Here is a 14,491-nt window from a genome sequence, read left to right as displayed (position 1 = left end):
CTGTCAGAATCAAAATGAAGAAAACAGTAGGAATCATTGGTGCCAACGGTTATACAGGAAGTGAGCTGATACGTTTACTGGCTTTTCATCCCCATGTGACATTGAGTTTTTTATATAGTCGTTCGAATTCGGGAACAAGAATTTCAGATCTGTACCCGGATTTAACGACAGTTTGTGAAATGGTTTTGACGGACAAACCTGAAGACGTGGATATTCTTTTTCTATGCCTTCCCCATAAAGAAAGTCAAAACTGGTTAACTCAGAATCCTGTTAAAGATGAAACGCTGGTGATTGATCTTGGAAACGATTTCCGTTTAGATGGAAATTTCGGAAATAGAGATTTTATCTACGGATTACCGGAAATCAATAAAAAACAGCTGGCAGGAGCAAGAAGCATTGCCAATCCGGGATGTTTTGCTACAGCTATTCAGTTGGCTTTACTGCCATTGGCGGAAAAAGGAGTTTTAAATGAAGTTTTTACTACAGGGATTACAGGTTCTACAGGAGCCGGGCAGTCTTTGCAGGCAACCACTCATTTTACCTGGAGAAATGATAATGTTTCAGCTTATAAAACATTAACTCATCAACATGTCGATGAGATTTTGCAGCAGCTGATTTCATTCAATAATAAAGAAGTAAACCTGAATTTTGTTCCATGGAGAGGAGATTTTGCAAGAGGAATTTTTACAAGTTCCACCATGAAGACGGATTTGACGCTGGAGGAAATAGAACAATGGTATCAGGATTTCTATGCGGAGGAGCCTTTTGTTACGGTAAGTAGTAGGGCAGTTGATTTAAAGCAGGTTGTCAATACCAATCGCTGTGTGATTCAAATCGAAAAGAGTGGAAATGTTGTCGTTATTCACTCAGCGATTGACAATTTGTTAAAAGGTGCTTCGGGACAGGCAGTACAGAATATGAATCTGGCCATGAACTGGGAAGAAAATGCAGGACTCAACCTGAAACCGATAGCATTTTAATATAGAAAGTAGATGGATGTATAGGAACTCGAAACCCGAATCCCGCATCATTCATTATTTATCAATTATCATTTATAAAAAGACATGAATTTATTCAACGTATATCCATTATTCAACATAAATCCGGTAAAAGCTCAGGGATCTTTTCTTTGGGATGATAAAGGGGAACAATATCTTGATTTTTACGGCGGTCATGCAGTGATTTCTATCGGGCACAACCATCCACATTATCAAAATAAACTGAAAGATCAGCTGGAGAAAATATCTTTCTATTCCAACTCTGTTCAGAATGAATTGCAGACTGAACTGGCGGAAAAGCTGGGGAAACTTTCAGGTTACGAGGATTATAATCTTTTCTTATGCAATTCTGGAGCGGAAGCGAATGAAAATGCATTGAAACTGGCTTCTTTTCATAACGGAAAAAGCAAAGTACTTTATTTCTCAGGTTCATTCCATGGAAGAACTTCTGCAGCGGTTTCGGTAACTGATAATCCGAAAATTGTTGCTCCGGTTAACTTTTCTGAAAGATTTATCAAATCAGAATGGAATGATGTGCAGCAGCTTGAAGAAACCTTTGACAAGCATGGAAATGAAATCTCATCCGTAATCATTGAGGGAATTCAGGGAGTAGGAGGAATTATGATTTCAACACCGGAATTTTTATCTAAAATCAAAGAATTGTGTAAAAAATATGATGCTGTTCTTATTTTGGATGAAGTGCAGTCCGGGTATGGGAGAAGCGGATATTTCTTTGCCCATCAGGAATTTGGTGTAGAGGCAGATATTATTACAACGGCAAAAGGAATGGGAAATGGTTTCCCTGTGGGCGGAGTTTTAATCCATCCTAAATTCCAGGCAAGCAATGGTTTACTTGGAACTACATTTGGAGGAAATCATCTGGCTTGTGCAGCTTCCATTGCTGTTCTGGATGTCATGAAAGATGAAAATCTTCTTGAAAATGCTCAACAGATGGGTGAGTATATTGAAAATGAAATTAAAGATTTACCACATATTAAATCCATCCGAAGGAAAGGATTGATGATCGGAATAGAACTCGATAGAGACTGTTCGGAAGTAAGGAAAGAATTGCTTTTCGGTCATCATATTTTCACAGGAAACTCTAATGATAAAACAGTATTGAGGATTCTTCCGGCACTGAATATCAAAAAAGAGGAAACGGATCTTTTCATCAATGCTCTGAAAGTGGTGTTGGGGAATATCTAAGGGACTGGAGAGCAAAGGTTATAAAACTTAAAATAGTACACAATACCTGTCATTCTGAATGAAACGAAGTGAAATGAAGAATCTCAGAATGACAAAAACAAGTATCAATTGCTGAGTGAAACGCCCTTGCGAACGAAAAAAGCATCAGTGGAAAGCTTTGCGTCCTTGCGTTAAAACTCTCAAAAATGTGTAAACACAATCTTTAAAATCAATTCAAAATGAAATGGATATTCCATTTGTCCATTGAAAAAAAATAGAAATACCAAATGAAAAAATTTACCTCTGTAAGTGATGTAGAAAACTTACAGGAAATCATAAAAAAAGCTTTACAGATAAAAGCAGACCCTCTTACCGAAACAGAAAAAGGAAAGGGAAAAACAATAGGACTTGTATTTTTAAATTCAAGTTTGAGAACCCGTCTGAGCAGTCAGATTGCAGCTCAGAATTTAGGGTTGAATGTATTGACATTAAATGCTGCACAGGAAGCCTGGAATCTTGAATTTGCAGATGGAGCGGTAATGAATGGTGATACTGTAGAGCATATCAAAGATGCAATTGAGGTTTTAAACCAATATTGCGATATCATCGCGGTACGTTGTTTTGCAGGAATGAAGAGCAAGGAAGATGATGTGAATGAAAGTATCTTAAGCCAGTTTGAAAAACATGCAAAAGTTCCTGTTGTTTCATTGGAATCTGCTACCCGCCATCCGCTGCAAAGTTTAGCAGACTGTATCACGATTACAGAAAACTGGAAAAAGGACCATAAACCAAAAGTGGTATTAACGTGGGCTCCGCACATCAAACCTATTGCTCATGCTGTTGGAAATTCTTTCGCAGAATGGATGCAGGAGATGGATGTAGAATTAGTAATTGCCAATCCCGAAGGATATGATTTAGATAAAAACTTCACAAAGGATGTAAAAGTAATCCATGATCAGGACGAAGCGTTGAAAGATGCAGATTTTATCTATGTAAAAAACTGGTCTTCTTTTGATGATTATGCAGCAATGCCTGAAGTAAAAGGCGACTGGATGCTTACCAATGAAAAATTAGCCAATACCAATGATGCAAAAGTGATGCACTGTCTTCCGGTTCGCCGTAATGTGGAACTGAGTGATGAAGTGATGGATGGAGATCATTCTATCATTTATCAGCAGGCAAAAAACCGAATTTTCTCGGCACAAGCTGTATTCAGTGAAATTTTAGATGAATTGAAAGCCTAGTGATCCTTGTCAAGGTTTTAAACCTTGACAAGGATAGAAAAGATCAAGTATCCCAAAATGTTTACAAATGAAAGAAAAGTTATACATCATAAAAATTGGCGGAGCTTTAATAGATGATGAAGAATTATTAAACCAATTCTTAGAACAATTTTCTGAAATTAATGAAAAGAAAATTCTTGTTCATGGCGGTGGAAAACTGGCGACGACGCTGGCTGATAAACTGGGCATCGAGCAGAAAATGATCAACGGAAGGAGGATTACGGATAAAGACACACTGGATATTGTAACGATGGTATATGCGGGAGGAATCAATAAAAATATTGTTGAAAAACTGCAGCAGAAAAAATGCAATGCCATAGGATTCTCCGGAGCAGATGGAAATCTGATCAAAGCTAAAAAAAGAGAACATCCTGAAATCGACTTTGGATTTGTAGGAGACATCAATAAGAAAAGTGTGAACAGAAAACTGGTTTCAAAACTCATCAAGCTAGGTCTTATTCCTGTGTTTTCAGCAATTACACACGATAGAAAAGGAAATCTTTTCAATACCAATGCGGATACCATTGCTTCTGTAATGGCGCAGGCTCTTTCGGAGAAATATGAAGTTGAACTGTTGTATTGTTTTGATAAAGAAGGAGTACTGCAAGATGTAAATGATCCTGAATCTGTGATCAAAAGTGTAACTGAGGAAGATTTCACCACATTAAAAGAAGAAGGAAAGCTTCACAAAGGGATTTTACCCAAACTTGAAAATGCTCTTGGAGCTATAAAAAATAATGTAGACAAAGTGTTTCTGATCAAAGAAACAGAATTGAAAAACCATATAGAAAGTCATCATGCAGGAACTGAAATCTGTTTATAATAAAGAAGAGCTATTGAATAATGCGGTCGGATTGCTTAAAAATTTGATTGAGATTCCTTCATTCAGTAAAGATGAATTCAATACGTCGGTAGAAATTGAAAATTTTTTCAAGAAACACCAGATTCCTACCAAACGTTTTAAAAATAATATCTGGGCGGTAAATAAGCATTTTGATGTTTTTAAGCCTTCGGTTTTACTGAATACCCATCATGATACTGTAAAGCCTAACAAAGCTTACACATTGGATCCGTTTGTTCCAGTTGAAAAAGAGGGAAAATTATTTGGATTGGGAAGTAATGATGCCGGAGCTTCTTTGGTTTCTATGGCACAGGTTTTTTTACATTTTTATGATAAAGAAGATTTAAAATATAATTTAGTTATTGCTTTGACGGCAGAGGAGGAGATCTCAGGATTTGATGGAATAGAAGCTCTGTTTCCGCAGCTACCCAACGTAGAACTCGCCATTGTAGGAGAACCCACGCAGATGAATCTGGCGATTGCAGAAAAAGGACTTCTTGTGATTGATGGAGAAATGAAAGGTACTCCTTCTCATGCCGCTCATCCTAATGATGATAACTCGATTGTAAAATGTATGCAGGATTTGCAGAATATTCTGGACTTTAAATTTCCAAAGGTTTCAGAATATCTGGGTGAAGTTAAAGTTACTTTATCCGGAATTCATGCAGGCGTACAGCATAACGTTGTTCCGGAATCGTGCAACTTTACATTGGATGTACGAGTAACGGATGAATATTCCAATCAGGAAGCGTTTGATATCATTCAGTCTCAGATGAAATCTACTTTAACAGCCAGATCGTTCAGATTGAATTCTTCAAAAATCGAGCTGGATCATCCGTTTGTAAAAGCAGGAGTTGAAATCGGAAGGACAACTTATGGTTCACCAACCTCTTCAGATCAGGCGATTATTCCATGTACATCAGTGAAAATAGGTCCTGGAGACAGTAGGCGCTCTCATACTGCAGATGAATTTATCTATATCCATGAAATAGAAGAAGGAATAGAAATTTACATCAGAATTTTAGAAAAAGTGTTATAAAAATGAAAGATGGGTGTAGGAAGAGGGAAGTTATTGCAGTATGTTATTAGCTTCCTGTCTCCAGCCTCAGGCTTCCAGCTCAATATATGTTTTGACTCCGCCCGGCGGGCACTAGAAGTTTAGTTTTTAATAAGATTTATGCAAAAAGAAAATTAGAAATGAAGGCTTTACATAAGGAAATGTTTTTTTATAGTTAATAGTAATAAGGATTGCCTTGCCGGGCATGTCAAAACCCATCAGTATTTTAAATCAAAGAATATGAAAAAAATATGGCAGAAGGATGACCTTGCCACCAATATATTAGTCACTCAATTTACAGTCGGTAAAGACCTTGACTTTGACGAACGTTTACCGAAATATGACGTGAAAGGTTCTATGGCCCATTGCAAAATGTTGGCAGAAACCGGAATTATCACTCAGGAAGAATCAGAACAGATGTTGTCTGTTTTGAATAGTATTTTAAATAAAATTGAAGAAGGTAGTTTTGAAATTGATAAAGATGCTGAGGATATCCATTCTCAGGTAGAAGCCATTCTCATTGAAGAATTAGGTGATACAGGAAAGAAAATCCATACGGCAAGATCAAGAAATGATCAGGTTTTGCTGGATATAAAATTGTACTTATTGGATGAAATCCGTGAGATCACGGCGCTTACAGATGAGTTTTTCCAGATTTTAATTCAATTGGCAGATCAGCATAAAAATGTTCTGCTTCCGGGATATACCCATTTGCAGATTGCAATGCCTTCATCATTCGGATTGTGGTTCGGAGCTTATGCAGAAGCGCTTTTGGATGATGTGGAAATGCTGTTTTCAGTAAAAAATATCATTAATAAAAACCCGCTGGGATCAGCGGCCGGTTATGGTTCATCTTTCCCGATCAATCGTGAAAGTACCACCTACAATCTGGGCTTCCAGTCGATGAATTATAACTCGGTATATGCTCAGATGACCCGTGGAAAGTCGGAAAAAATGCTGTCAATGGCAATGGCTACTTTAGCAGGAACGCTTGGTAAGTTTGCTTATGATGTGTGTTTATACCTAAGCCAGAATTTTGATTTTATTAGCTTTCCAAAGGAGTTTACTACAGGAAGCAGCATTATGCCTCATAAAAAGAATCCGGATATCTTTGAGCTGGTTCGTGCACGATGTAACAGAATTCAGTCGCTTCCGAACGAACTGATTCTTTTGACAAACAATCTGCCTTCCGGTTATCACAGAGATGTACAGTTGACGAAAGAGATACTTTTCCCTGCAATAGATTCTTTAAAGGAATGTCTGGAAATCCTAAGCTATACTTTACCCAATATTCAGGTAAAAGACGGAATTCTGGAAGATGAAAAGTATAAATATCTTTTCAGTGTAGAAAAGATCAATGAAGAAGTGAAAAACGGAAGTTCGTTCCGTGATGCTTATGTAAAAGTAGGGCAGGAAATTGAAAACAACGAGTTTGAATTTGAACCCGGAAACCTTGAACATACCCACCAGGGAAGTATTGGAAATCTTTGCCTGGACAAAATAGAATATCAGTTCAATAAACTGAAAAATAAATTATTGGGTTAGAATCTAAGCCATTAAGGTCGTCAAAAACTTAGGCAAAAATCAGTGGAATTTCTAAAATTATTTTAGCCTGCTGTCTTTTCGTTGTGAAAGCCTTAATCTTAAATCTTATCTGCTTAAGTGATCTTAATGGCTGGATTGTAATTCCGCTCTTTGAATTTGATGATTGATAAATTGAACCATTAAGGGAGATAAAGACTTGAAGGTAAGTGAAGAAAATCTGTGATTTTTTTAGCCGTAAAGCTTTAAAATTTGCTTGCGAATTCCTTAATTATTCTTCACCTCTTAAAAGTTCTTAATGGTTTAAAAATAAAAGGACTTACTCCAAATCAGTTTTTAAGGTATATTTTCAACTTGTGAAAGTATGCTGCATTAAATTTTATCGGAGATAAAATCTTAGCGCCTTACAACATAAAGTTTATAGATTTCTTTTGCGTCTTTGCGCTTTTCTAATAAAAAGAATCAGAAAAAACCTGTTGGAAAACACCAAGGCGCAAATTGATAATGATATATCTTATTTTCAAGACGCAAGTAAAATCAGGATAATAATGAGTTTAAAAATAGATGGATTATTCCAGATCAATTTTAAACTTGGTAGATTTTTTCACCTCGTGAAGGACAATAGAACTGTGGTATTGTCCGATGTTGGGAAGATTTGAAATCACACTCACCGCAAACTCATTATAGGAATTGATATCTTTCGCGATAATTTTCAGCATATAATCATATTCCCCGGAAAGGCTGGTGATTTCCTGAACTTCATCGTATTTGGAAATGTTGTCTTCAAAGGTCTCCAATACTTTTTTGGATTGCTCCTTAAGACGGACATTGCAATAAACGATGATATTCAGACCCAGTTTTTCACGGTTTAAAAGACCTACGTATTTTTCAATGATGCCCTGTTTCTCCAATTGTTTGATTCGCTCATACGTTGGAGTAAAGGTAAGACCTATCTTTTCGGAAATTTCTTTTACCGATAATGTAGAGTCTTCCTGAATAATACTGAGAATCATTTTGTCTTTTAAATCCATAAATAAAGTTGTGTGCTAACAAAAATATTAATTTTAAATGAGAATAAGGAAAGACTGAAGTTTTTAATTTATTTTAAACATAATTTTTGTAGGTTCATAAAATTGTTGTATCTTTGCACCTAATGAATAAAAAAGCATTTATATCATTAGATTTACCGGGCGAAAGCGCCCTTTACGATATTTATTGTTATTAAGCGAAGATAGTTGTCTTCGCTTTTTTTATGCCCAAAAATTAGAATTATGTTTACGATTACAGAACTAAGCACCGAGAGAATCAACAGTATACTGACAGAAGCAATGGCTTTTGCGAATGGTAAAACTGCTAAAATTGAAGGAGAAGTTTTTTGCTCAAACCTTTTCTTCGAAGACAGTACAAGAACGAAAACAAGCTTCGATCTTGCAGAAAGAAAACTGGGACTTCAGGTAGTTCCTTTTGATGCATCACACAGTTCGGTAAACAAAGGAGAGAGTCTTTATGACACTGTAAAGACCATTGAAAGTATAGGAGTGAACCTTGTGGTGATCCGTGATAAGAAAGACAGATACTTCGAGGAACTGAAAAATATTAAGATTCCGGTAATCAACGGAGGAGACGGTACAGGAAACCACCCTTCACAGTGTATGCTGGATCTGATGACCATCTATCAGGAATTCGGAAAGTTTGAAGGACTGAAGGTAGGAATTGTAGGAGATGTAAAACACAGTCGTGTTGCCAATTCAAATGCAGAAGCATTAAGAAGACTGGGAGCCAAAGTATACTTTTCAGGACCTGAACAGTGGTTTGATGAAGGAGCTTTGATCAACGGAACATATATGTCAGTGGACGAACTGATCGCTGAAGTAGATGTTTTAATGCTGCTAAGAATCCAGCACGAGAGACACGATGCAGCAATGAGCTTCACTGCTTCAGAATATCATAAAAGATATGGTTTGACGAAAGAAAGAGAACAGGCCATGAAAAAAGAAGCAATTGTCATGCACCCGGCTCCGATCAACAGAGGCGTGGAAATAGATTCAGATCTTGTAGAATGCGAAAGATCAAGAGTCTTTAAACAAATGGAAAACGGGGTATTCGCCAGAATGGCCATTTTAAAAGAAGCGTTGGAAAGTAAAGGATATACTTTTAAATAAGGGCCAAGGTAAAAGAGCCAGGTTAAAAGTGAAAAGTAAAAAGTAAAAGAGCCCCGGAGGGGCGGCCTGCTAATAGCAATGGGTGAAACCCATGGAAATCAAAAGGATTAAAAAAATCCAAGCCCTGTAAGGGCGACCTGTTAATGACATATAAATAATAAGAGATAAAAGTTTAAAATGAAGAAAAAATTAATACTGGAGTCCGGTGAAGTGTTTCATGGAGAAGGTTTCGGAGCAGAATTGGAAACTGCAGGGGAAGTAGTTTTCAATACCGGAATGACAGGGTATCAGGAATTGATCTCTGACCCATCATACTGCGGTCAGATAGTTTGTATGACCTATCCGCTTATCGGAAATTATGGTATTAACCGTGATGATTATGAAAGTATCGAGCCGGCAATTAAAGGGCTTATCGTAAAAGAACTTTGCGATCTTCCTTCCAACTTCCGTACTCAGATTACTTTAGATGAATTATTTAAAAAGAAAAACCTTTCAGGAATTTCAGGAATCGACACCAGAAGACTGACGAGAGTTCTTCGTAACTATGGAGTAGTAAAAGGAAAAATTGTAAATGCTGATGCTGACGAAGCTGTTGTAGCTTCTGAGTTGAAGACAACAAATTTCCCAACCAATCAGGTAGAGGAGGTTTCTACAAAAACTCCTTACGCTAACCCGAACAGAGGTTTCAAAGTAGTGTTGGTAGACTTCGGTGCAAAATTGGGAATTATCAGAGAGCTATCTCAAAGAAACTGTGACATCATTGTGGTTTCTCAGGATACTACAGCAGAAGAAATTCTACTAATGAATCCGGACGGAATTATGTTGTCAAACGGTCCTGGTGACCCGGAAGATGTACCGCACGCGTTGGATATGATTAGAGGATTATTAGGAAAAGTTCCAATCTTCGGAATCTGTTTAGGACACCAATTGATCGGTCTTGCTTGTGGAGCGAAAACTTTCAAACTGAAATTCGGACACAGAGGAGGAAACCACCCGGTATTGGATCTGGAGAAAAATACAGTAGCCATTACTTCTCAGAACCATGGATATGCAGTTGATCAGGAAAGTTTAAAAGGAACAGACCTTATCGAAACACACATCGCCTTGAACGACAGAACAAACGAAGGATTAAAACATAAAATCCACCCTTGTTTCTCAGTTCAGTATCACCCTGAGGCGAGCCCTGGTCCTGAAGATGCAAACTACCTGTTTGATGAGTTCATTCAAATGATGGAGGACTTTAAAAAGTAAGACACTCCAATTGTCATTCTGAAAGAAGCAAAAGCGGAATGAAGAATCTCAACAACAAAATGAGATTCCTGGGAATGACAAAGTGTGTTAATTCAATTTAAATAAAGCATAATGCTGGAAGTTTAAGTTCAAACTTTTAGTATCTAAAAAAAGAAAAATGGCAAAACGTACAGATATAAAAACAATTTTAGTAATCGGTTCAGGACCTATCATCATTGGTCAGGCAGCTGAATTTGATTACGCAGGAACGCAGGCTTGTCTGTCTTTGAAAGAAGAAGGCTACAAAGTAATTTTGATCAACTCAAATCCTGCAACGATCATGACAGATGTGGAAATCGCAGATAAAGTATATATCGAGCCGATTTCATTACAGTTTGTAAGCCACATCATCAGAAAAGAACGTCCGGACGCATTATTACCAACATTAGGAGGTCAGACAGGTCTTAACATGGCGGTAGAATTGGAAAAATCAGGAATTCTTGAAGAGTGCAAGGTGGAAGTATTGGGAACTAAACTTTCTGCCATCAACAGAGCAGAAGACAGAGACCTTTTCCGTGAGCTGATGAGAGAACTGAACGAGCCGGTACCGGAATCTGATATCGTCAATACGGTAGAAGGTGCACTTGCTTTCGCAGATGAGATCGGGTATCCTGTAATTGTTCGTCCTGCCTTCACAATGGGTGGTACCGGAGGTGGTATCGCTTCTACAGAAGTTGAATTGAAAGAGATTGCTGAATTGGGATTAAAGCACAGCCCGGTTACACAGTGTCTTATCGAAAAATCAATTGCAGGTTTCAAAGAAATTGAATACGAAGTAATGCGTGATGCAAACGACAACGCCATTGTGGTTTGTAACATGGAAAATATTGACCCGGTAGGAGTTCACACAGGAGACTCTATCGTAGTAGCCCCTTCTCAGACGCTTTCAGACAGAGAGTATCAGTTACTGAGAAATGCTTCCCTGAAAATCATCAGAGCGTTAGGAATTGAGGGTGGATGTAACGTACAGTTGGCTTTAGATCCCCATTCATTCGATTACTATATCATTGAGGTAAACCCTAGAGTTTCCCGTTCATCAGCATTAGCAAGTAAGGCAACAGGATATCCGATTGCAAAGATTGCAGCAAAAATCGCTGTAGGATTGACTCTGGATGAAATCATGAACCCGGTAACAGGAAAAACATACGCATGTTTCGAGCCGGCTCTTGACTACGTAGTAACAAAATTCCCGAGATTCCCATTCGATAAATTCGAAACTGCTGACAGAAGACTTTCTACTCAGATGAAAGCAACTGGTGAAGTTATGGCGATCGGAAGAAATCTTGAAGAATCTTTACAGAAAGCGATCCGTTCATTAGAAACAGGAATCAAGCATTTAGGACTAAAAACAAAGCAGGCTCAGGCACTTACTGCTGAAGAAATCGAAAGAAGAATCAGAGTGTGTGATGATGAGAGATTATTCATCATCGGAGATGCTTTAAGAAGAGGATACGACTGGGAACAGATTGTAGAATGGAGTAAAATCGACAAGTTCTTTATCTGGAAACTGAAAAAATTAGTTGACTTCGAAAAAGTAATCGCTGACAACAAATTTGATAAAGAAACCCTGATTGAAGCGAAGAGATTAGGTTTTGCAGATATCAATATCGCAGTTCTTTGGGATGTAAAAGAGCGTGAGGTTTTCAACTTCAGAAAAGAAAACGGAATCATGCCGGTTTACAAAATGGTAGACACTTGTGCTGCTGAATTTGAAAGTGAAACACCTTACTTCTACGGAACTTACGAAGAAGAGAACGAAAGCGTTGTTTCGGACAAGGAAAAAATCATTGTACTAGGTTCAGGACCTATCAGAATCGGACAGGGAGTTGAGTTTGACTACGCAACGGTTCACTCGGTATGGGCAATCAAAGAAATGGGTTACGAAGCGATTATCATCAACAACAACCCTGAGACAGTTTCTACAGACTTCTCAATTTCAGATAAACTTTACTTCGAGCCGCTTACAGAAGAAGATGTAATGAACATTATCGAGCTTGAAAAACCTAAAGGAGTAGTGGTACAGTTCGGAGGACAGACTGCAATTAACCTTGCTGATAAATTAGCCGCTCACGGAGTACAGATCTTAGGAACTTCATTAGAAGATCTTGACAGAGCTGAAAACAGAGATAAATTCGAAAAAGCACTTCAGGAACTTGGAATTCCTCAACCAAAAGGAAGAACTTCAACTTCGAAAGAAGAAGCGATAAAAATTGCCAACGAAATCGGATATCCGGTATTGGTGCGTCCAAGCTACGTTCTTGGAGGTAGAGCAATGGAAATTGTATACGCAGAAGCAGAACTGGCTCACTATATGGAAAATGCAGTAGAAGCAAGCCCTGAGCACCCGGTATTGGTAGACAAATACATGGTAGGAAAGGAAATTGAAGTTGATGCTATCTGCGACGGTGAAACCGTAGTGATCCCGGGAATTATGGAGCACATCGAAAGAGCAGGAGTTCACTCCGGAGACTCTATCGCAGTGTATCCGCCGCAAAATATCTCTCAGAGCGAGATTGATACTTTGGTAGACTACACTCAGAGACTGGCAAAAGGATTAAACGTTATCGGATTAATGAATATCCAGTACGTTCTTTTCGAAGGAAATGTATATGTAATCGAAGTAAACCCTCGTTCTTCAAGAACAGTTCCTTTCTTATCTAAAATCACAGAAGTACCGATGGCGAACCTTGCAACAAAGGCAATCCTGGGACAAAAACTGAAAGATTTAGGTTACGAAAACGGATTGGTTCCAAACAAAGAAGGAGTATTTGTAAAAGTACCGGTTTTCTCTTTCTCTAAGCTAACGAAAGTTGATATCTCTTTAGGCCCGGAAATGAAGTCTACAGGAGAAGTTATGGGGAAAGATACAACCCTTGAAAAAGCACTTTACAAAGGATTGGTAGCAGCGGGAAGAAAAGTTCCTATGCACGGATCTATCCTGTTCACAGTAGCTGATAAGCATAAAGATGAAGCAGCAGCTCTTGCCGCAAGATTCCATGAAGTAGGATTCAGAATCTGGGCTACAGAAGGTACTGCGAAGTTCTTTGAAGAAAAAGGAATCCCTTGCAAAATCGGATACAAAATCGGAGAAGAAGATGTAAACCTTATCGACCTGATCCAGAAAGGAAAAGTTCAGTATGTTGTGAATACCACTACAAAAGGTAAGCAGGCTGAAAGAGACGGATTCCAGATCAGAAGAATGAGTGTGGAAAACGGTGTTCCTTGTTTAACTTCAATGGATACGGTAGAAGCGATCTTAAAGGTAGTCGAAAGCATGAGCTTCAAAATGGAGACCATGTAATTTCGGACTAGAATAAATATTAAAATCCCACAAGTTTTCTTGGACTGCCCCCAAAAAGTTAGACACTTTTTAGGGGCATTTTTTTATGTATAGAAAAGAAAAATTTAGCGTTGCTTTTAAATTAGAATGTATTAATCTTCACAAAAATTCTCATCGTTCAATTAAATCTATAGCAACAGAGAAAGGATTTAATGAAAGCAATCTGCGCAAGTGGATTGGTTTTTATAGCAAGTACGGAATCTCGGGACTATACCCGCGAAAAAACATGAGCTATTCCCTGAATTTCAAGGTTAAAGTTCTAAAAACCATCGAAACAGAACATATCTCACAAAGGGAAGCATGTATCCGATTTAATATTGCAGCTCAGTCTACCGTGTTGAATTGGCAAAGGAATTACGAAAAAAGTGGTATTTTAGGGTTAAAGAACAACCCCAAAGGAAGACCCGGCATTATGAGTGATTACAAACGTAAAAAAAGAAAGTCTGATAAGCCATTGACCAGAGAAGAAGAACTTTTATTGGAAAACGAAAGGCTTCGAGCTGAAATTGATTTTCTAAAAAAGTTAGACGCCTTAACTCTCAAAAAGAACAAGCAGAGGCCATCGAAGGATTAAGGCGAAAATATGATCTGTCACTCCTGTTGGATTGTACAGGCATGGCCAGAAGCAGTTTTTATTACCATCAGAAAGCTCTTGACAAAAAGGATAAATATGGAGAAATAAAAACTTTGATAAAACAAATTTATCATAGACATAAAGGTCGGTTTGGATACCGTCGTATTACTCTGATTATGAAACAACAAGAAATTGTAATTAATCATAAAACGGTATTAA

12 protein-coding genes and 1 pseudogene are annotated in these 14,491 nt (G+C 37.9%); 12 read left to right on the top strand and 1 reads right to left on the bottom strand.

From position 1 onward, the window contains the following. The first annotated feature begins 14 nt into the window (after positions 1–14). The 6 genes from argC to argH all read left to right on the top strand — a co-directional run bounded on the left by argC (position 15) and on the right by argH (position 6,909). On the top strand, positions 15–980 hold the full coding sequence (argC, locus tag DDF69_RS21360) for an N-acetyl-gamma-glutamyl-phosphate reductase (RefSeq protein WP_114822561.1): 966 nt from the start codon (positions 15–17) through the stop codon (positions 978–980). A gap of 84 nt (positions 981–1,064) precedes the next feature. Further along, on the top strand, positions 1,065–2,204 hold the full coding sequence (locus tag DDF69_RS21355) for an aspartate aminotransferase family protein (protein WP_114822560.1): 1,140 nt from the start codon (positions 1,065–1,067) through the stop codon (positions 2,202–2,204). A 266-nt stretch (positions 2,205–2,470) separates the two neighbouring features. Further along, complete coding sequence (locus tag DDF69_RS21350; protein WP_114822559.1) at positions 2,471–3,427, top strand: N-acetylornithine carbamoyltransferase; 957 nt, start codon at positions 2,471–2,473, stop codon at positions 3,425–3,427. A 67-nt stretch (positions 3,428–3,494) separates the two neighbouring features. After that, positions 3,495–4,289 carry an acetylglutamate kinase gene (gene argB / locus DDF69_RS21345; RefSeq protein ID WP_114822558.1) on the top strand — a complete coding sequence of 265 codons (795 nt, stop codon included), beginning with the start codon at positions 3,495–3,497 and terminating at the stop codon, positions 4,287–4,289. Beyond that, entirely contained in the window at positions 4,264–5,346 is a 1,083-nt protein-coding gene (locus tag DDF69_RS21340; protein WP_114822557.1) for a M20 family metallo-hydrolase, read from the top strand. The genes argB and DDF69_RS21340 overlap by 26 nt, the downstream gene beginning before the upstream one ends. A gap of 258 nt (positions 5,347–5,604) precedes the next feature. Further along, entirely contained in the window at positions 5,605–6,909 is a 1,305-nt protein-coding gene (argH, locus tag DDF69_RS21335; RefSeq protein ID WP_114822556.1) for an argininosuccinate lyase, read from the top strand. A gap of 566 nt (positions 6,910–7,475) precedes the next feature. Here the strand turns inward: argH and DDF69_RS21330 are convergent. Beyond that, positions 7,476–7,937: an Lrp/AsnC family transcriptional regulator gene (locus DDF69_RS21330; protein ID WP_034696246.1), complete on the bottom strand. Its 462-nt coding sequence runs from the start codon at positions 7,935–7,937 to the stop codon at positions 7,476–7,478. 240 nt (positions 7,938–8,177) lie between these two features. Here DDF69_RS21330 and DDF69_RS21325 point away from each other — a divergent pair, with 240 nt between their 5' ends. The 6 genes and pseudogenes from DDF69_RS21325 to DDF69_RS22565 form a co-directional block, all read left to right on the top strand. Further along, entirely contained in the window at positions 8,178–9,068 is an 891-nt protein-coding gene (locus DDF69_RS21325; RefSeq protein ID WP_114822555.1) for an aspartate carbamoyltransferase catalytic subunit, read from the top strand. A 177-nt stretch (positions 9,069–9,245) separates the two neighbouring features. Beyond that, on the top strand, positions 9,246–10,319 hold the full coding sequence (locus DDF69_RS21320; RefSeq protein ID WP_114822554.1) for a carbamoyl phosphate synthase small subunit: 1,074 nt from the start codon (positions 9,246–9,248) through the stop codon (positions 10,317–10,319). Positions 10,320–10,476: 157 nt separating this feature from the next. Beyond that, entirely contained in the window at positions 10,477–13,659 is a 3,183-nt protein-coding gene (gene carB / locus DDF69_RS21315) for a carbamoyl-phosphate synthase large subunit (protein WP_114822553.1), read from the top strand. Between the two features lie 85 nt (positions 13,660–13,744). Further along, positions 13,745–13,909, top strand: a pseudogene (locus tag DDF69_RS22570) (transposase); the annotation flags it as partial. A 15-nt stretch (positions 13,910–13,924) separates the two neighbouring features. Then, positions 13,925–14,272, top strand: coding sequence for a helix-turn-helix domain-containing protein (locus DDF69_RS21310; RefSeq protein WP_228411923.1), 348 nt, complete (start codon positions 13,925–13,927; stop codon positions 14,270–14,272). Positions 14,273–14,313: 41 nt separating this feature from the next. Beyond that, on the top strand, positions 14,314–14,491 hold a 178-nt coding region (locus tag DDF69_RS22565), incomplete at its 3' end, for an IS3 family transposase (RefSeq protein WP_162800873.1).

Origin of the sequence: Chryseobacterium sp. KLBC 52, assembly GCF_003347605.1 — a bacterium.
Taxonomy (GTDB): Bacteria; Bacteroidota; Bacteroidia; order Flavobacteriales; family Weeksellaceae; genus Chryseobacterium.
The sequence above is the reverse complement of the archived record's forward strand: the minus strand, read 5'-3'. Positions and strand labels throughout refer to the sequence as shown.

Bases quoted from the DNA above. Each gene is read 5' to 3' on its own strand.
- argC (WP_114822561.1), top strand. From the start codon at position 15: ATGAAGAAAACAGTAGGAATCATTGGTGCCAACGGTTATACAGGAAGT.
- DDF69_RS21355 (WP_114822560.1), top strand. From the start codon at position 1,065: ATGAATTTATTCAACGTATATCCATTATTCAACATAAATCCGGTAAAA.
- DDF69_RS21350 (WP_114822559.1), top strand. From the start codon at position 2,471: ATGAAAAAATTTACCTCTGTAAGTGATGTAGAAAACTTACAGGAAATC.
- argB (WP_114822558.1), top strand. From the start codon at position 3,495: ATGAAAGAAAAGTTATACATCATAAAAATTGGCGGAGCTTTAATAGAT.
- DDF69_RS21340 (WP_114822557.1), top strand. From the start codon at position 4,264: ATGCAGGAACTGAAATCTGTTTATAATAAAGAAGAGCTATTGAATAAT.
- argH (WP_114822556.1), top strand. From the start codon at position 5,605: ATGAAAAAAATATGGCAGAAGGATGACCTTGCCACCAATATATTAGTC.
- DDF69_RS21330 (WP_034696246.1), bottom strand. From the start codon at position 7,937: ATGGATTTAAAAGACAAAATGATTCTCAGTATTATTCAGGAAGACTCT.
- DDF69_RS21325 (WP_114822555.1), top strand. From the start codon at position 8,178: ATGTTTACGATTACAGAACTAAGCACCGAGAGAATCAACAGTATACTG.
- DDF69_RS21320 (WP_114822554.1), top strand. From the start codon at position 9,246: ATGAAGAAAAAATTAATACTGGAGTCCGGTGAAGTGTTTCATGGAGAA.
- carB (WP_114822553.1), top strand. From the start codon at position 10,477: ATGGCAAAACGTACAGATATAAAAACAATTTTAGTAATCGGTTCAGGA.
- DDF69_RS21310 (WP_228411923.1), top strand. From the start codon at position 13,925: ATGAGCTATTCCCTGAATTTCAAGGTTAAAGTTCTAAAAACCATCGAA.